Source organism: Bacillus sp. JH7, assembly GCF_001563515.1.
Classification (GTDB): domain Bacteria; phylum Bacillota; class Bacilli; order Bacillales; family Bacillaceae_G; genus Bacillus_A; species Bacillus_A cereus.
Genome location: NZ_LPUS01000001.1, coordinates 479,559 through 496,505 on the forward strand (window position 1 = coordinate 479,559; position 16,947 = coordinate 496,505).

Here is a 16,947-nt window from a genome sequence, read left to right on the forward strand (position 1 = left end):
GATATGGATGCAGTGGACAATATTTGTCTACTGCTTTTTTTGTTTCTATAAGATTGAATATTCTGTGTTATGTGGTTGATTCATTTATAATAAATGGTAACACTTATTGTGCATACAAAATATGATTGTGAAATTAAGAAGAAATTAGTAGAAAGGAGTGAAGGAATGTTTCATACAGACCGTTTACAAATTCGTAAATATACAATGGATGATTTACAGTTCTACGCTTCACTATGGGGAAACGAAAAAGTAATGCGCTATATTGGAAATGGGAATTTAAAAACATATATGCAATGTAAAAAAAGTTTGGAAGAGTGGGTAATTCCTAGCTATAAAAACGGCCTCGGTTTATTTGTATTAATTGAAAAGGAAACGGGGATACGGATTGGTCATGCAGGATTAGTAAAGCAGCAGATAGATGGAAAAGAGGAAATTGAAATTGGTTATTGGTTATTACCTCAGTATTGGGGAAAAGGCTATGCGAGAGAAGCAGCGGCAGCATTTCGAGACTATGGCTTCCAAGCGTTACGAATGAATAAATTGATTTCTCTTATTAATCCGGACCACCCCGCCTCAATCTTTGTTGCTAGAAAAACGGGGCTTAGTTATGAGAAAACAACTTCATTTCATGGGATGGATGTTCTCGTTTATTCCATTAGGCGCGTTGGATGAAAAAAGGTTAATTGCATTTTTTGAAGAATGGTATATAAAAATAAAGGGGGGATTACATGTACATTTATCATAATGGACTTATTATTCGTGAGGGGACGAATGGTGTACCTGCATATGCAATTAAGACTTTATTCGAAGATGCCGGTTGGAGCAATGATAATATCCCTTCTTGGCAAATTGAAAAATTCACGATAGCATTTGAAAATTCAACATGGGCATTCACAATTTGGGATGAAGAAGAGATGATTGCCATGGTTAGAGTCATTTCTGATGGAATCATGGTCGCGAACATAGTAAATTTAGTTGTGAAATGTGAATATAGAGGGAAGGGATTAGGTAAGAAACTTGTCGCTCTTTGTTTGCAAAAGCTACCACATGGTGACTGGTTTGCACATACTTCTGCGAACAATTTTGATTTTTATAGAAGCTGTGGATTTGAAGTTAGAGAGCTATCGAGAAATGGAACATGTGCGTATTATGGATATCAAGTCGCGAAAAGAGATGGTCACCGATAAATGAATGAAAAGTAAAAGTTTAGCGAGGTAATTTTGAGGATTTGATAATAGAGAATGGATTGAGGCACATTTTATGATAAAATAAAAGAAAATTCTGTTTATTATTAGGGGGATAAAAATGAGTATAAAAGTTGGGGATGTATTTAAATATGAAAGAAGATTTACTGAGGAAGAGGTGTTTGAATTTGCAAATATTACCGGAGATAAAGGTAGACACCATGTGGAATATGATGAAAATGGAAGATTAATGGTCCATGGTTTATTGACTGCTAGCATTGGAACGAAAGTAGGCGAAGAATTACATTACATAGCAAGAGAATTAGTAAGTGAGTTTATTAGACCAGTTTTCACAGGAGATACAATCACTTGTGAATTAACTTTAACAAATGTTGAGCAAATGGAAGGCTATAAAAAAGTTTCAATCGAGTCAGTTTATCGCAATCAACACGAAAAGACTGTACTAGTGGGGACAAGTTATGGAATTATAAGGGGATAAAAAAGAAGCCTGTTTAGCAGGCTTCTTTTTTATTATTTAGTAAACACGTTTTCGATTTTCCGCATAACTAGAGATGAGTAGTAATGCAGTTTCTTCTCCTATATTACGAACAATATGAGGAACGCATGCATTCCATGAGAAAGAATCACCTTCTTCTACAATTGCAATATCTTCACCGTGCTGAACTTCTAGTTTTCCGCGTAATACAAGGTGACATTCTTCCCCTTCATGGGCATTTGGTGAGTTTTCTTTCGGGAATCCAGTAGGGATTTCTACTAAAGATAGGCGAAGGCCCCCTTGCTCCGCAACATGTTCAATTCTTTGCTCATCTTTGCCGTATACACTGTATTTCCGTTCTTCTTTTTTGACAATTTTTAATCGATCTTTTTGCTCTAACAATAAATAGGGAAGGGGAACGTTTAAAAAATTGGAGATCGTTTCTAAAGTTGAGATAGATGGTGATGTTTTATTATTTTCAACCTGACTCATAAATCCTTTAGAAAGACCTGTTCCCTCACAAATTTGTGCGATTGTTATGCCTCTACGTTGACGAATTTCACGTATTGCAGAACCAATATTCATAAAATCAAGCTCCTTTTTGTAAACAACTATTTGTATCATAGCAAAAAAAATATATTTTTTCCCAGTGAAAATGAATTGACGAATAAAAAAAATTAGTGTATGTTTTGTAATGTGAATAAAAGTTTTGTATAAGAAAACTATAAAGGAGAGAAAGAAATGAATCAACATATTGGTAACTTAATTATTCGTATCGTGTTAGGGGTAACATTCTTCATGCACGGTTTAACAAAATTCCAATCAGGAATTGACAATATTGCAGGGTGGTTTACAAGCATTGGTTTACCAGGAGGACTTGCATACGGTGTAGCAACATTTGAATTAGTTGGAGGCCTATTATTAATTCTAGGTTTAGGTGTAAGATATATTGGATTATTATTTGCACTTGTTATGGTTGGAGCAATCGTAAAAGTGAAATGGTCAGCTGGTTTATTGGGAGATGGAAAAAATCCTGGTTTCGAATTAGAACTTGCATTATTAGCAATGGGTGCATACTTATTTGTTGCAAAAGCTGATGGTTTTGTAGATAATTTCTTAAAAGAAAAAATGTCAAAGAAGAACTAATTTAAATGGGGGGCTAACAAGATGAGTTTTCAACTTCATCCCGATACAACACTGGATGTTGTTCATTTATACGTATCTAATGTAAAGAAATCACTAGAGTTTTATACGGAAGTACTAAGTATGAAGGTGCTAAAAGAAGAAAAAGCAGTCGTTACATTTGGGAATGAAAATGATGAACCACTTCTTATCATTGAAGAAAAGAAAGAAGCTTTTCCGAAGCAAAGAGGAAGAACAGGGTTATATCATTACGCAATTTTATTACCAAGTAGGCAGGATTTAGCGAATGTTCTTCGTCATCTTGTAGAAATGGTATATCCACTACATGGCGGGGCCGATCATTACTTTAGTGAAGCTCTTTATTTAGCTGATCCAGATGGAAACGGGATTGAAATTTATCATGATCGACAAAAAGAAGTTTGGCGTGATGAGAATGGAGAGCTCCCATTTGTTAGTAACCCGTTAGCTGGTGAAGAATTATTGCAGCAAGGAAGTACATGGAGTGGATTTCCAGCTGGTACTGTGATGGGGCATATTCATTTCCATGTAGCTGATTTAGAGGAAGCGAAACGTTTCTATGTTGATGGTCTTGGTTTTGAAGTAACAATCCCAGCTCGTAATGGAGCGTTGTTCGTATCAGCAGGTGGCTATCATCACCATATCGGTTTAAATACATGGCAAGGTGAAGGGGTACCACCGCAAATGCCAGGTTCTGTTGGTTTGAAATATTTCACAATTGTATTAGCGGATGAAAAACAAAAAGAGCAAGTATGTGAAAGCTTAAAAAATATTGGTAAGATTGCTACGTACAAAGATGGAATATTACAAGTCGAGGATCCATTTGGACATTGTATCCATTTCCAAATAAAAGGAGAAGCCTAAAAAGGCTTCTCTTTTTTATTTTCTTATAATTGCATTTTCGTTTTGTAAAAATAGTTCATCAAATTGTTTTGCAAGCTCAAAATCTAGTTTCGTTAACCCTTTTGCATTCCAAGATGACAAAGTAATAATAACTGCTTTATACTGGATAAGGATAAATGGATGGTGATTATGTTCTTCTGATAGTTTGGCGGCTTCAGAGACAAATTCGACTCCTTTTAAGTAGTCGGAAAACATATATTTTCGTTCAATCCATTTCTCATCTTTTACCATCCATTTATCTACCTTCAATAATTCCTCGTGAACTTCTTCTTCAGTTAATCTTAGCATCATTTTTCACATCCTTTATTGGAAGTAACGCAAGACCATTGTTAATAAGGCGTGTTACAGCTTCGTCAGTTGTGAAAGTAGAAAGTTGATGTAGTAATGCTGCAGATGTTTCATGCCCTTTGTTATGCTCTAAAAGTAACTCTAATACTTCAAGGCGCAGCAACCATTCTTTCGCATAAAATTTATTTAATACTTCTTGGATTGCTACTAATTGATCGATATGCGCGTCGTGTAAAATCCCCTCACTTCGAATATCTCGAACTGTTTGATACATACGCTCGAGTTCATTCAGTACAAGCGGAGCAGGAATTTCTTGAACTTCTTCATCCATTGGGAAAAATGCTGCTGCATCTGCGGCACCTGGGAATACTGAAGTGATTTGTGAGCCAACAGCCATATCAAATGCGCCCCATGAAGCATCAAATAAAACGCGGGCGTTATAAGTAACTGTGCAATCGATAAAGGAAATAAGAGCAATTTTCTTATCATTTTTCACAATATCTGTTACTGTTCCTTTTACATGAATACCACTTGCAAAAGTAAACTCAGCGATAGTTCCAATTTTAATTCCTAATGATTGTAGTTGTTCGTCTGTACAATTTTCTAATGCAATATTTTCAGTAAGTAATCCAATCGGTGTTCCAAATCCGTCACTGTGTACAGAAGTAGAATGATTCGCTAACTGTTTATTATGAAGCGCTAATGCCGTTGGCGAATTTGTTCGCATGTAAATTAATTCACCTGCATCGTTTTCAATTGTCTCGCTAAATGTACCTGTAATTTGTAATCCACTATTTAGCTCAGCTGTTGCATAGTTCTCAGAGCGAATTGCTTTTTCTAAACCTTCTTTTCCACCTGTTTTAAAGGCCATTGTTTTAGAAAATGTTTCAAGCGCATCTGTTAATTCTTCAAAGGATTCACAAACAAATAGTTGTGGTTGCATTTTTGTTACGTCATAAGTTGTCCCTGTACATGCTTCGATAGAAAATGGAACCTTTTCTACAGCGTCTGTTAAGCAATGTTTGCTTTCGCCAACAGAAGAAAGGAGACCAGCACCATATATCTTTGGATCATCTATATTTCCGATCAATCCATATTCTACTGTCCACCAGAAAAGACGTGAAATTTGTTCAGCTTCCGATAAACCAGAAACTAACTTTTGTTTTTCAATTACAGCATTTTCAGCAGCCTTAACTTCATCAGGAGTAGAAGTAGGGCTTTCTTTTACTATCGTTAATGTACGAACAGCTTCAAATGCATCATGTTCTTCTTTTGTAGAGAAAGCTTTTGCACCAATTTGCCCAAAACGTTTCACATATTTTGCATATGTAGGATCAAGTAAAATCGGTGCGTGTCCTGCGGCTTCATGTACGATATCTGGAGCTGGTGTGTACTCGATATTTTCTACTTTCCGGATATCTGTTGCAATCGGTAGTAATCCGTGTCCTTGAAAATCGAAGAATGCTACGCCAGGAATAAGTCCGTCAATTGTTACAGCGCCCCAGCCGCTTGGTGCCAAACACTCATTCATTTCTTCTACTTTTGGAATTGCATCTATATTAATACCAGATGATTGTAGTCCGTTCACATAGGCTGGATGAGCAACGTCTTTTAAGAAGCTATGATTTTGTCTCATAATGTAACGCCACACAGCGTGATTCACCGGTGTGTATTGATCATAATGTTGTGCGGATACAAATGGTTTTAAATGCGATGGAATTTCTGTTTTCTTTGTCATTTAGACATCCTCCTTTTTTTCAATAAAATTGAATATCGATTTCGTATAGCTTGTATCACCCCCTTTCATTTTTTGTAAGCGCTTATAAAATTTTATCATAAGATTCGGAATTATTTAACATATGTTTCTGTGATAAATAGAAAAAGCCCCTATCGGAAAATCCGATAGGGGCGAAAGAATCGCGGTACCACCCTATTTGTAAGTGAAAATATACTTACATCTCAATTAATGATAACGGAAAAATTCCGTCTTTTCCTTCATGCATAAAAGCACTACGAAAAAGAAGCTCCAGAATTGTAATTCATACTTATATATGTGCTAATTTCCACCGACCATTAGCTCTCTGTAACAGGGATATAAGATACTACTGCGATTCTTTCAACGCGTATATATGAAATTGTGTAAGAGGATGGATGCAAAAAAGTCCCTATCGGAAAATCCGATAGGGACGATAAAAATCGCGGTACCACCCTATTTGTAAACAACTAATTGTTTACCACTCACTTTACGATAACGGAAAGATCCGTCTTTCTCTTCATGCATAAAAAGCATTACGGGAAAGAAGCTCCAGAATTGTAATTCACGCTTGTATATGTACTGATTCGCACCAACCATCAGTTCTCTGGGACAGTGATATAAGTCGCTACTAGCATTCCTTCAAAGCCGATATATAATTCGTTAAACTAAACTATGTTTCGTATTATAAAACTATATTAAAAAAATTGTCAACAAAATTTTTTTATCCCGTGTTAATGAGCAGTAAAATTCCTACCTCAAAATTCGGTGGGAGAATAACTGCCCGTAACCCCCGATTGGTGAAGGCTAATAATCAGTGGGGATGAACAAAATCTCTACTGATTAAGGCTTCACTTTATTTCACTTCTAAATTAACAGTTAAATTAGAGGTATTGCCAGCTGCATCAGTTGCTACAATGTGAATAGTATTTTTTTCTTCGTGTAATTGAGTGCGATCGAAATAAATGTCATAGCTTTTCTCCCAAGGGTTCAGGAATGCCTGTTCCCATACACCATTTCCGTTAATTTCATATTGCATTCTCACTGGAATACCGGGTGCTATCCAACCAGATTCTGACATCCAATCTAGTAGAATATCATCAACTTTTCCTCTAATTACGAGATTTTCTTGGTCAACTTCGTGTGTTAACTTAGGTGCAGTTCGATCAAGAAATACAGCAGCTGTTTGTTTTGTTTCTCCACCAGAATTAGAAGCAACTGCTTCGATTTGATATAGCCCGTCAGCTAAAGGAGTGCCATCTGCTTTTGTACCATTCCATTTGAAAGGTTTGTATCCAGGAGTTGCATTTTTAGCTTGATGGATAATCCCTTGATACGTTACACGTTCTTTCGTAACTAAATTTGCATGTAATGTTACATCATCCACAGGCGCAACTAAATAGTAGTTGATGAGATTATCATCTAGTACGTGGTCGCCATTTGGGCTAAAAGTAGAATTAATAATTTCAAGTCCATCGATACGTTTATAATCTTTAGGATCGATACTAAATGTGAATGGAATTCGAATTTCTTCTTTTGCCCCTTGTTCTTTTACATATACATTTCCAGTATACACACCTTGTGGTAGTGAGCTATCTACCGTGATAGTAAATGGTTTTTCGGTACTACTATTCGGTTGTATGCTAATCGATGAAGGGACAGAAGCTTTTACTTTTGTTTTTGTGTTGGCATCTAGTAATTCCACACGAGTTGAAAAACTTTTCTTTTTACTAGAAAGGTTTTGTAATGTAACATTTTGCGTCAGTTTTACTTTTCCGCTATTTGGCTTAATAAGACCAAAGCTGACATTGTTAGGTTTTACTAATACATTTGTTTGAGCTGCTTTCGGAATGTTAATTAAACCAGATCCTTGTGCCATAACAGGGTATGTATTTTCATTGACATCATGTAATATTTTTGCATTGTTAGCAAGAGCCGCTTTCAATTGTTCTGTCGTCCAATCCGGATGCATTTGACGCAAGAGGGCAACCGCTCCAGCTACTTGCGGAGCAGCCATACTTGTTCCGTTATGCGATTCATAGCCGCCTCGCGGTACTGTACTAGTAATTTGTACTCCAGGTGCAACAACATCAGGCTTTATTAGCCAACTTCCTTGTGATGGTCCTCTTGAACTAAAGTTACCGATAAGTTCTGTTTGCTTTGGTTGTCCAATTTTTATATTTTTCTTTCGTTTTGTGATTAAAGTTTTTAATTCTTCCCCATTTGTATTTGATAATTGCATTACCGGGATAGCCAGATGTTCACGTGAAAAATATTCCGGCATCATATTAATTTCTTTTTCGTTAGAGATTAATAACACACCAAGTGCCCCAGCTTGCTTCGCTTGTTCTGCTTTTACTAATGTACTAGAAGTACCTTGTAAAATAAGTGCGAATTTCCCTTTCACATCTTGTTTTGCATAATCACTTGGATTGCCATAACCAACATATACAAGAGGGGAATCATTTCCTATTGGAAAATCGGATTTTGATAACGGTAACCCTTGATATGTTTTGCTGGAACCAGCTACTTGGAATGTTGGAAACGGGATAGAAACCGTAGATGCTCCAACAGAAATGACACTACTTGCGTTACCGGGAGCATCAACAGACCAAGGTTTTGGTCCGTCATTTCCATTTGAAACGACAGTAGTAACACCAAGTTTCGCTGCTCGTTCTAACGTTAATGTTACAGGCTGATCAGGTACATTTAAATCTTGCCCAAGGGAGAGGTTTAACACATCCGCACCATCTTGAATCGCTCGCTCAATCCCTTGGATAATATCATCTGTTGTACCAGTTCCACCGTCATTCATTACACGATAGGCTAGAATAGAAGCGTTTGGAGCAACGCCTTTAATTTTTCCATTACCCGCAATAATTCCAGCTACATGAGTACCATGTACGTTACCATCCATTGGATCGCTATCTTCATCAACCGTGTCATATCCACCGATATAATTTGCCTTTAAGTCAGGGTGTGTATAGTCTACGCCAGAGTCGATAATGGCTACTTTCATGCCTTTTCCATCAAGCGGTTTGCCAGATGGATCTTTTAAATTCCACGCTTCAGGTGCACCGATTGTCGGTCCACCGATATTTGGTGCTTCTTCGTTAGTAGTACTTTTTGATGTTTCATGCAATTTATATGTTAAGTTCGGATAGACTGCTTTTACTTCAGGTAAAGAGGCAAGAGAGGTAATTTGATCTCCAGGAACTGAAATAGAGAATCCGGAAAATAACGTATTATACACTTCTTTAATTTTTGCACCAGGTGCTTTTTCTTTTATTTTCTTAGTCGTATCTTCTTGTGCTTTTTTTAGCTCAGCATGATAAGACTGAGCATTACTATTTTGTAAATCTGGAGCATGCTGAATATTACTTTGAGCAGCGAGAGGTGCATGTTGCAATTCTACAATTACTGATATTTCTTTTGTTGTTTTCGTTTCAACATTTTGAGCAATTTTATGTTCTCCCCACTGTTCAATCGTTGTTTTTAATTGTGGACTAAATTGCTTCTCCTTTTGTAGTGATTCAGCATGAGCGCTTAAAGCTCCAAAACTAGAAAAGACAAGCGCCATGCTTAATAGTGTAGATGTAGTTTTTTTCATTGATACTCCCCCTAATAAAAAGTGCCAATATTCAGAAATTAAATCTTACATTTTAGTTATAACTTATAAATATAAATGTTGGCTAAACTATACTTTCGACATAATTCATACCAATCCTCTATGAATTGAAAATTTCTTGGGAAATTTTTTCTGATTATGTCGAATCGATATTTTTCACATATTGTAGGAAGAAAGTGAGGAATGCTATGAGGGAAATGGAGTGATGGTATGAAAAGGCTAATAGTAAGTGGTAGTGTAGTGTTGTTTATGTTTTTGTGTTCTATCACTATTACTAGCGCAGAAAATAATAGTGTGAAAGTTGCTTTTATTCGTCATCATAACCTTTGGATTAAAGTTGAGGGGAAAGAAAAACAACTTACAAAAGGAGAGAACATAACAGGGCCAAAGTGGTCACATGATGGAGAATGGCTGGCATATGTAAAAGGGAAGAAACAAAATATTCTTGAGTTATATCGGCTGAAAGATGGAAAGAAAGTTACGCCGTTTCACTCAGAAGCATCGAATTATCAATGGTCACCAACAGAAAATATAATTGCATTTATATTTACAGGTACATTAAATACATTTGATGTAGAAAAAAAGAATGCAGATTTTGAAAATGTATCGGCTGGTGTAGGGGATTATGCATGGTACCCCGATGGAAAGAACTTTCTTGTATCCTCTGAAGCGCACTTACTTCCAACAGGATGGACAGGGGCTCAGCTATATGAAGTGCAAAAAGATGCACATATGAATCCTCACAAAATGAAGCATTTGTATGCATTGCCAAATGAACATGATGATTTCCTAGCGCTAGTAGCAAGTGGCTTTAAGTGGTCACCAGATCAAAAGTGGATTTCATTTTTAGCAGTACCGACAGCTTCATGGTCAGCTGATAGTAATACGCTTTGCTTAGTTCGTGCAGATGGCAGTCGGTTTGAAAAAGTAGATCAAATGTTACTAAACGCACAATGGTTTCAATGGGCACCATCAAAAAATATATTAGCTTATATTGAAGGGAGCGGAAGAGTTGCATTAGAAAATAAGCATTTAAAAGTAAAGGAATTGCCAGCACTTCAGCAGAACATATTTACGCCGAAAGGATATGTTGATTGGGATTTTGTATGGAAGAACGATAGAGTAATTATCGTTTCACGAGCAAAGGAGGCAGGGATAGAAACTCCACCAGAAAAAAGGCCACTACCATCTTTGTATGAGGTCGATAGTACAAGTAATGCACAGCATCAAATCACAAAGAAAAAGAACAAGCAAGGGGATTACCACCCGATCTTCATGAAGAAGAGTAATCAATTAATTTGGATACGTTCAGACCGTAAGAAAGCGGATGTATGGCTTGCTCATAAAGATGGGAAACAGGAAAAGAAGTGGATTGAAAATATAGATGTACCAGCGTGGTATTATGAGAAATGGAATTGGGAAAATGTCATCTCGGTGAAATAACAATAAAAAACTGCCTAAAAGATCATTTTAGGCAGTTTTTTATTGTTATTTATGCGTTTTATTTGGCTTTTTTTTCGCTGGGTTTCCGTTCCCTTGGCGCTTTCTATTTTGTTCATCTTTTGCTTGTTTTTCATGTAGTGTATCTAAAAATTCATTCGAGTTACTCATTTTTCTATCGCTCCTTTCATTTCGTCCTAATTACTATAACCATTTAGGAGGATAATCATGAGTTAGAAGTTAGGCACTTAATTTTCTTCGATAATGTAAGTAAAATATTCCATACATAACAAATAGCATGAGTAAAACTTGTAACTCTACATTTTCCTTTAAAATAGCTGCGATAGGGTCTGGTAAGTACGGTGATTTATCGTTTGTGCTTAAACCTAACCATTTATTTAAGAGGCTAATGGTACAAAACATAAAAACACCGGACCAGCTTGCCGTAATTGCTTTTTGTTTAATTTTTGTTTCACGTTCATCATCTGTAATCCAGGGATTAGCAGTTTGATCACTACTAAAGAAGCCGTTTATATATCCCCATACAATCATTCCAATAAAGACAATTATCCATTTCATATATGTAATTCTCCTTTCGGTGTAAAAAGTATTTTACATGTAATATTGTAATATTTTACAAATATTAGTGTCAAATGTTTTTTACATATCGGTTTTTATACAGCAGGAATAAAGAATGCAATAGGGAAGAAATATGTGTGAGGATTTTATAGTAAGAGGAGGCTGAATATGAAAATCGTTTTTGTTCGGCATGGTGAAGGTGAACATACAACGGATTTACCAGAAAGTTTACAAGTGTTTGACCCACCATTGACGAGAGTAGGAAAGGCTCAAGCTAAATTACTTCAACGTGATATATCATTACAAGAAGCGGATATATTAATTGTTAGTCCTACACTTAGAACTTTGCAAACGGCGACAATATGGAGTGCGAAAGTTGCTTGTCAAAAACTAGTCCATCCATATGTATCCCCACGTATTTTTCCTTATCGAGAAGGAGCGAAAACATTACCGTGCGATTATATAGTAGATCAGGGAATGATAACAAAGTTATTTCCGCATTTTTCGATAGAGAAAAGCTCAAATAATCAGTTATGGAAGGAAGGTATAAACACTATTTCAGAGAATAGTTTTCAGCAAATAGTAGATGAATTTCTTCTTTGGTGTTATGAACTGGGTGCTGAAAGAATTTGCATTGTATCTCACGATGGAACAATTACAGCATATAGGCAATATTTACAGAAAGTCGTTTTAACTAGATCAGATTTTTTGAAAGAAACGGGCATATATGAAATGGATTTATCCCATAAAATTCTGATTGATAAGGGCTGATTATAGGATGGGGGTTGTATGTTGAATATTGCATTAGTAGTTGGTTTTAATTCGGATTTAGAAGCGCAATCAATTCGAGCATCTCTTGAATATTTTGGTGCAAGGGTTGTGACATATTGGATTGGTAGACCGAAAGATTTTGTGGAAGTTCTTTCTGGAAAGAACTTATTTAACAATATTAATTATATTATTTTTTGCTTTCATGGTGAAGAAGGGAAGTTTGTCATAGAAGAGTTAGGCGAAGAAGTATATGAACAAGATGAACCGAGAGGGTATTTTGGTACAGAAGAAATTTATAAATATGCAAAATTGCATAATACACATATTGTAAATAGCGGGTGTACGTTAGGGGAGCAAAATCTAGCAAAATCTTTTTTACATAGTGGTGCGAAATCATATATTGGATCGATTGATTATGTAGATGGAAATGCAGCACTTATGTTTACTATACGCTTATTTTATGGGGTTATTAACCATGGGAAAACGTTAGAAGAAGCGTTTCAAGAAGCGAGTTTAATTGATGAGGAGACACATACATTTCGATTCTATAATTAGTGTGAAACACGTTTATTCTATATTCGAATAAACGTGTTTCACATTTAACTCACATTTTTTTTACATTTTTTTCAATGAAAATGGTTATCACTTGTGGTATGATATGTTCAAGTTTTTACAGGTAATAAAAGTTACTATATAAACGTTAGTTTTTAATGTTTCATACGCATGTCACAGATTATTCATAATTAACGTTTGAAAAATAAGTAACTAATGTTATTATATTATCTGTAACTAACTTAATTACAACTTTAGGAGGAAGATATGGTTATTCAATTTTTAAGAGAAAACAAAGCAGTTTCTTTTGCATTAGCAGTAATTCGAGTATATCTTGGTTACACATGGTTAATGGCTGGAATCGGTAAACTACAAGGAAAAGGATTCGATGCAACAGGTTATTTGCAAGGGGCAATTGAAAAATCTAAAGGTGCACAACCGGCTGTTCAATCTTGGTGGGCATCATTCTTACAAGAATTTGCAATTCCAAATGTAGATTTGTTTAATACACTTGTAACATGGGGAGAAATTTTAGTCGGAATTGGTTTAATTGTAGGCTGTTTAACAAAAACAGCGGTCTTTTTTGGTCTTGTAATGAACTTTTCCTATATGTTTAGTGGGTCAATTGGTGTGAACCCTGAGATGGTTATCTTATCTATGTTTGTTCTTGTTTCCGGTATGAACGCTGGGAAATTTGGAATGGATGGCTTCGTTATCCCGAAAGTATTAGGATCAAAAACTCCAAAACGCCAAAAGCAAGCTGCTTAATATATGAAAACGGGTATCTCATTTTGAGATACCCGTTTATGTTATTTTTCAACTTTAATCGGATTGTTCTTAAAGAAATCTTTTACATACCCGACAAATTCTTGTGGTTCTTGGCGAAATGGTGCATGATAACCTTTTTCAATAATATGTAAAGTGCTATTTTTTAAGAATTGATGATACGTTTCTCCTTCTTTCCAGGAAACGCTACTATCATTTCTGCCCCATATAATTAAAGTTGGCTGTTTTATTTCATTTGCATTAATTTTAAGACGTCTAGGCCATAATTTCATTTTATTATAATGCTCTTCATCATTACGTTTGAATTTCACTTTGCTTTCATCATAATCTGTAATAGAAGAAACGGCATTTAAATCAGTCGACAATTGTGGTTTTGGTGAGCCTTGTTTATTAACGAATGTATGAGGGCCACCTGTAGCATCAGTTAAAATAAGGTGAGTAACTGCTTCAGGATATAAATATGTTAAATTTAGAGAAATTTCTCCCCCCATGGAATGCCCCAGTATTGCGAATGAATCATACCCTAGTTTTTTCATTAATTTATAATACAAATTTGCATGAGTTGGAAAAGAATAATAAAAATCCATTGGCTTAGATGAGCGCCCGAATCCTAAAGCATCTACAGAAATAATTGTATGATCTTTTGCTAAATCGGAGTAAATCTTTTGAAAACCATCTGATGACCCTCCAAAGCCATGAATCATAAGTAAAGGTGGTTTTTCATTACCAATCTTTTTAAAGTAAATGGTTTGACCATCTATTTCTACCATTTTTTCCTCGGTAGCTAGTTTCGCTGTAATTGTATTTTTAACTTGTTTTACTTGTTCTACTGGCTTTTCTGCTGCACTACATCCTACTAATAGTGTAAGAGTAAGACAACCTACCATAAAATAGCTAAATCGCTTCAATTAGGTGTCTCCTTTCTAACATAACGCTGTATCTATCATAGCAAATAGCATATTACGATTTCCAGGAAGTTGGCTACCATTTTTTATCATAAGAGGTGAAAGGAGCGTTTCTTGGAAATTTTCTGTTTGAAGAAATTGACGAAATGTAAATTGTGAGTGTGGAACATCAATTCGTACTATACCATTCCAACATTCACATATCTTTTTTAATAATTGGATAGCATCTTCTTCTTGCTTGGCGATAAGTGGATTGATACATAATATATTGCCCTTTTGTATGCATAATGAAAAAGCTTCTATACAGTTATTTCTTTCAATTTTAAAAGAGTGTACGGCCCTTGGTAATAGCAAAGAGTAAAGTAGAGAACGATTCATACCAGTTGCAATTTGATCCAGAGAAGTAACAGATATAAGGTCTTCTTCTTGTACTTGTTGTAAGTGAGAAGGGTACGTCTTAATAGTTTGCTTTTCAAAACGATGAATCGTTGTTGCTGTTTGAAATCCGCATGATGTGTATAGAGGTTCGCCAGCTTTTGTCGCAATAAGTGCAATGGGTTGTTTTGGATGAATTTGTTCCAAGCAATGATTTAGCAACATGCGCCCTATTCCGCGTCCTTGAAAATTAGGGTGAACGATTAACATACCAATGGAAGCGAAGTTACTTGTAAAGGGAAATACTCCTCCAGTCGCAATGAGTTTGTTTTCATGAATGTAACCTACAAGTGTGCCGATAGAAAGATACATTTCGAATTGTTTTTTCATAAAAATTTCATCGTGTAACCATCCAACAGATTTGCAAAGATTAAGTAATTCAAAAATAAAAGATTCATTTAGCTTTACTATTTTCATAAAGGCTCACCGCATTTCTATTTATTTTCATAAACATAGAGTCAAAATGTAAAAAAAGAGATTTACGTTAAATGAAATCCAACTTGTTTATATTTAAATTGTAAAGGGCGGAATGATTGATACAAAAAGACAAACTTATACAAATTATAACTGATATTTACATAAGTTAACAAAAAATTTACATACAGCTAATTTTCTCTTAATAGTCTTCCATTAAATTTGATAGTGGGAAATGAATAACCTAATTAGGGGGATAAGACAGTGAAAAAGTTTGTGAAAAAAGCATGGCCATTTGCAGTTGTGGCATCATTAGCAGTTACTTCGGTAGCAACATGGAATTTTACTCGTTCTAGTGAGGTTAATGCAGATGAGAACGGAAGCAATGCAAAGATTAAAAATGTTATCGTATTAATTGGGGATGGTATGGGTCCTTCATATATGACGGCTCACCGTTATATGAAAGATAATCCAAAAACCTTTGAAATGGAATCTACAGAATTTGATAAGCATCTTGTAGGAACACAAAAAACATACCCAGAAGATGAACATGAAAATATTACAGACTCTGCATCGGCAGCAACAGCTATGTCAGCAGGAATTAAAACATATAATGCTGCAATTGCAGTTGATAATGATAAAGCGGAAGTGAAAACAGTTCTTGAGCAAGCGAAAGAAAAAGGGAAATCAACGGGACTCGTTGCAACTTCTGAAATTACACATGCAACACCAGCTGCTTTCGGTGCGCATGACATTAGCCGTAAAAATATGGATGCAATTGCAAATGATTATTTTGATGAGAAAATTAAAGGGAAGCATAAGGTAGATGTTATGCTTGGCGGCGGCGTAAAGAACTTTGTTAGAAAAGATCGTAATCTTACAGAAGAGTTTAAGAAATCTGGTTATAGCTATGTAACGGATCGAGATCAATTGTTAAATGATAAAAATGATCAAATTCTTGGTTTATTTGCACCAGGTGGATTAGATAAAATGATTGACCGCAATGAGAAAACACCTTCATTAGAAGAAATGACTAATGCAGCAATTGAGCGTTTGAACAAAAATAAAAATGGTTTCTTCTTAATGGTGGAAGGAAGTCAAATCGACTGGGCTGGACATGATAATGATATTGTTGGTGCAATGAGTGAAATGGAAGACTTCGAAAAAGCTTTCAAAGCAGCGATTGAGTTTGCGAAAAAAGATAAAAATACGTTAGTTGTTGCAACGGCAGATCATGCTACTGGTGGCTTATCTTTAGGTGCCAATGGCGAGTATAACTTTAAAGTAGATCCAATTAAAGCTGCAAAACGCACACCAGACTTTATGGCAAATGAGATTGCAAAAGGTGCAAATGTAGAAGAAACATTGAAAAAGTATATTGATTTACAATTAACTCCAGAAGAAATTCAAGCTGTAAATGATATAGCTCCGTCAAAAGATGTAACAAAGATTGATAATGCAATTGAAGATATTTTCAATAAGCGCTCGGTTACAGGCTGGACAACAGGTGGACATACAGGGGAAGATGTGAATGTGTATGCATTTGGTCCAGGTAAATACTTGTTCTCTGGCGTTCAAGAGAATACAAATATAGCGAAACGTGTCTTTGATATTGTTGGCGGTGGTGATCCGAATAAAGGAAGACGCTAATT

Annotated in this window: 18 protein-coding genes and 2 other annotated features; of the genes, 10 read left to right on the forward strand and 8 right to left on the reverse strand. The window is 35.6% G+C overall.

The features are described 5' to 3' along the window. Positions 1-93: 93 nt before the first annotated feature. The 3 genes from AU379_RS02565 to AU379_RS02575 all read left to right on the forward strand — a co-directional run bounded on the left by AU379_RS02565 (position 94) and on the right by AU379_RS02575 (position 1,683). The gene (locus tag AU379_RS02565) at positions 94-672 is read left to right on the forward strand and encodes a GNAT family N-acetyltransferase (RefSeq protein WP_000258037.1); all 579 of its coding nucleotides are present in this window, start codon (positions 94-96) and stop codon (positions 670-672) included. A 56-nt stretch (positions 673-728) separates the two neighbouring features. Continuing rightward, positions 729-1,187 (forward strand): GNAT family N-acetyltransferase, encoded by a 459-nt coding sequence (locus tag AU379_RS02570; RefSeq protein ID WP_000276114.1) that lies wholly within the window; start codon positions 729-731, stop codon positions 1,185-1,187. A gap of 118 nt (positions 1,188-1,305) precedes the next feature. Continuing rightward, positions 1,306-1,683: a MaoC/PaaZ C-terminal domain-containing protein gene (locus AU379_RS02575; RefSeq protein WP_000025015.1), complete on the forward strand. Its 378-nt coding sequence runs from the start codon at positions 1,306-1,308 to the stop codon at positions 1,681-1,683. 36 nt (positions 1,684-1,719) lie between these two features. Here AU379_RS02575 and AU379_RS02580 read toward each other — a convergent pair whose 3' ends face one another. Further along, positions 1,720-2,265 (reverse strand): XRE family transcriptional regulator, encoded by a 546-nt coding sequence (locus AU379_RS02580; protein ID WP_001020693.1) that lies wholly within the window; start codon positions 2,263-2,265, stop codon positions 1,720-1,722. A gap of 156 nt (positions 2,266-2,421) precedes the next feature. Here AU379_RS02580 and AU379_RS02585 point away from each other — a divergent pair, with 156 nt between their 5' ends. Beyond that, complete coding sequence (locus AU379_RS02585) at positions 2,422-2,826, forward strand: DoxX family protein (RefSeq protein WP_001071553.1); 405 nt, start codon at positions 2,422-2,424, stop codon at positions 2,824-2,826. A gap of 21 nt (positions 2,827-2,847) precedes the next feature. Next, positions 2,848-3,705, forward strand: coding sequence for a VOC family protein (locus tag AU379_RS02590; RefSeq protein WP_000009844.1), 858 nt, complete (start codon positions 2,848-2,850; stop codon positions 3,703-3,705). A gap of 15 nt (positions 3,706-3,720) precedes the next feature. On the opposite strand, the gene AU379_RS02595 is transcribed toward AU379_RS02590, so the two are convergent. From AU379_RS02595 to AU379_RS02605, 3 genes are all read right to left on the reverse strand, one after another. After that, entirely contained in the window at positions 3,721-4,035 is a 315-nt protein-coding gene (locus tag AU379_RS02595) for a 4a-hydroxytetrahydrobiopterin dehydratase (protein WP_000979538.1), read from the reverse strand. After that, a complete protein-coding gene (locus AU379_RS02600) occupies positions 4,016-5,770 on the reverse strand; it encodes an aromatic amino acid hydroxylase (protein ID WP_061138944.1) in 1,755 nt (584 codons plus the stop codon). Before AU379_RS02600 ends, AU379_RS02595 begins: the two co-directional genes overlap by 20 nt. A gap of 163 nt (positions 5,771-5,933) precedes the next feature. Further along, positions 5,934-6,161 (reverse strand) — a binding site (T-box leader). A 50-nt stretch (positions 6,162-6,211) separates the two neighbouring features. Beyond that, positions 6,212-6,440: a binding site (T-box leader), on the reverse strand. Between the two features lie 201 nt (positions 6,441-6,641). Then, positions 6,642-9,395: a S8 family serine peptidase gene (locus tag AU379_RS02605; protein WP_000754161.1), complete on the reverse strand. Its 2,754-nt coding sequence runs from the start codon at positions 9,393-9,395 to the stop codon at positions 6,642-6,644. Between the two features lie 228 nt (positions 9,396-9,623). Here AU379_RS02605 and AU379_RS02610 point away from each other — a divergent pair, with 228 nt between their 5' ends. Beyond that, a complete protein-coding gene (locus AU379_RS02610; protein WP_000825724.1) occupies positions 9,624-10,856 on the forward strand; it encodes a PD40 domain-containing protein in 1,233 nt (410 codons plus the stop codon). A gap of 45 nt (positions 10,857-10,901) precedes the next feature. Here the strand turns inward: AU379_RS02610 and AU379_RS02615 are convergent, their stop codons facing one another. After that, positions 10,902-11,024: a DUF4023 domain-containing protein gene (locus AU379_RS02615; RefSeq protein ID WP_000071866.1), complete on the reverse strand. Its 123-nt coding sequence runs from the start codon at positions 11,022-11,024 to the stop codon at positions 10,902-10,904. Between the two features lie 69 nt (positions 11,025-11,093). Continuing rightward, positions 11,094-11,432, reverse strand: a complete 339-nt coding sequence (locus AU379_RS02620; RefSeq protein WP_000871153.1) for a hypothetical protein — start codon at positions 11,430-11,432, stop codon at positions 11,094-11,096. A 168-nt stretch (positions 11,433-11,600) separates the two neighbouring features. Here AU379_RS02620 and AU379_RS02625 point away from each other — a divergent pair, with 168 nt between their 5' ends. The 3 genes from AU379_RS02625 to AU379_RS02635 all read left to right on the forward strand — a co-directional run bounded on the left by AU379_RS02625 (position 11,601) and on the right by AU379_RS02635 (position 13,523). Further along, a complete protein-coding gene (locus tag AU379_RS02625) occupies positions 11,601-12,203 on the forward strand; it encodes a histidine phosphatase family protein (protein ID WP_000706246.1) in 603 nt (200 codons plus the stop codon). 18 nt (positions 12,204-12,221) lie between these two features. Continuing rightward, positions 12,222-12,758: a hypothetical protein gene (locus tag AU379_RS02630; RefSeq protein WP_000931927.1), complete on the forward strand. Its 537-nt coding sequence runs from the start codon at positions 12,222-12,224 to the stop codon at positions 12,756-12,758. A 264-nt stretch (positions 12,759-13,022) separates the two neighbouring features. Further along, positions 13,023-13,523: a DoxX family protein gene (locus AU379_RS02635; RefSeq protein WP_000236592.1), complete on the forward strand. Its 501-nt coding sequence runs from the start codon at positions 13,023-13,025 to the stop codon at positions 13,521-13,523. 41 nt (positions 13,524-13,564) lie between these two features. On the opposite strand, the gene AU379_RS02640 is transcribed toward AU379_RS02635, so the two are convergent. Beyond that, positions 13,565-14,449, reverse strand: coding sequence for an alpha/beta hydrolase (locus AU379_RS02640; RefSeq protein WP_000819810.1), 885 nt, complete (start codon positions 14,447-14,449; stop codon positions 13,565-13,567). 15 nt (positions 14,450-14,464) lie between these two features. Continuing rightward, positions 14,465-15,298 carry a GNAT family N-acetyltransferase gene (locus AU379_RS02645; RefSeq protein WP_000706696.1) on the reverse strand — a complete coding sequence of 278 codons (834 nt, stop codon included), beginning with the start codon at positions 15,296-15,298 and terminating at the stop codon, positions 14,465-14,467. A 261-nt stretch (positions 15,299-15,559) separates the two neighbouring features. Between AU379_RS02645 and AU379_RS02650 the strand changes: the two genes are divergently transcribed. Then, a complete protein-coding gene (locus tag AU379_RS02650) occupies positions 15,560-16,945 on the forward strand; it encodes an alkaline phosphatase (protein WP_000714912.1) in 1,386 nt (461 codons plus the stop codon). Positions 16,946-16,947 lie beyond the last annotated feature (2 nt).

What these genes read in the sequence shown, in the direction of transcription:
- AU379_RS02565 (WP_000258037.1), top strand. Translation starts at nt 94, where the DNA reads ATGGTAACACTTATTGTGCATACAAAATATGATTGTGAAATTAAGAAG.
- AU379_RS02570 (WP_000276114.1), top strand. Translation starts at nt 729, where the DNA reads ATGTACATTTATCATAATGGACTTATTATTCGTGAGGGGACGAATGGT.
- AU379_RS02575 (WP_000025015.1), top strand. Translation starts at nt 1,306, where the DNA reads ATGAGTATAAAAGTTGGGGATGTATTTAAATATGAAAGAAGATTTACT.
- AU379_RS02580 (WP_001020693.1), bottom strand. Translation starts at nt 2,265, where the DNA reads ATGAATATTGGTTCTGCAATACGTGAAATTCGTCAACGTAGAGGCATA.
- AU379_RS02585 (WP_001071553.1), top strand. Translation starts at nt 2,422, where the DNA reads ATGAATCAACATATTGGTAACTTAATTATTCGTATCGTGTTAGGGGTA.
- AU379_RS02590 (WP_000009844.1), top strand. Translation starts at nt 2,848, where the DNA reads ATGAGTTTTCAACTTCATCCCGATACAACACTGGATGTTGTTCATTTA.
- AU379_RS02595 (WP_000979538.1), bottom strand. Translation starts at nt 4,035, where the DNA reads ATGATGCTAAGATTAACTGAAGAAGAAGTTCACGAGGAATTATTGAAG.
- AU379_RS02600 (WP_061138944.1), bottom strand. Translation starts at nt 5,770, where the DNA reads ATGACAAAGAAAACAGAAATTCCATCGCATTTAAAACCATTTGTATCC.
- AU379_RS02605 (WP_000754161.1), bottom strand. Translation starts at nt 9,395, where the DNA reads ATGAAAAAAACTACATCTACACTATTAAGCATGGCGCTTGTCTTTTCT.
- AU379_RS02610 (WP_000825724.1), top strand. Translation starts at nt 9,624, where the DNA reads ATGAAAAGGCTAATAGTAAGTGGTAGTGTAGTGTTGTTTATGTTTTTG.
- AU379_RS02615 (WP_000071866.1), bottom strand. Translation starts at nt 11,024, where the DNA reads ATGAGTAACTCGAATGAATTTTTAGATACACTACATGAAAAACAAGCA.
- AU379_RS02620 (WP_000871153.1), bottom strand. Translation starts at nt 11,432, where the DNA reads ATGAAATGGATAATTGTCTTTATTGGAATGATTGTATGGGGATATATA.
- AU379_RS02625 (WP_000706246.1), top strand. Translation starts at nt 11,601, where the DNA reads ATGAAAATCGTTTTTGTTCGGCATGGTGAAGGTGAACATACAACGGAT.
- AU379_RS02630 (WP_000931927.1), top strand. Translation starts at nt 12,222, where the DNA reads ATGTTGAATATTGCATTAGTAGTTGGTTTTAATTCGGATTTAGAAGCG.
- AU379_RS02635 (WP_000236592.1), top strand. Translation starts at nt 13,023, where the DNA reads ATGGTTATTCAATTTTTAAGAGAAAACAAAGCAGTTTCTTTTGCATTA.
- AU379_RS02645 (WP_000706696.1), bottom strand. Translation starts at nt 15,298, where the DNA reads ATGAAAATAGTAAAGCTAAATGAATCTTTTATTTTTGAATTACTTAAT.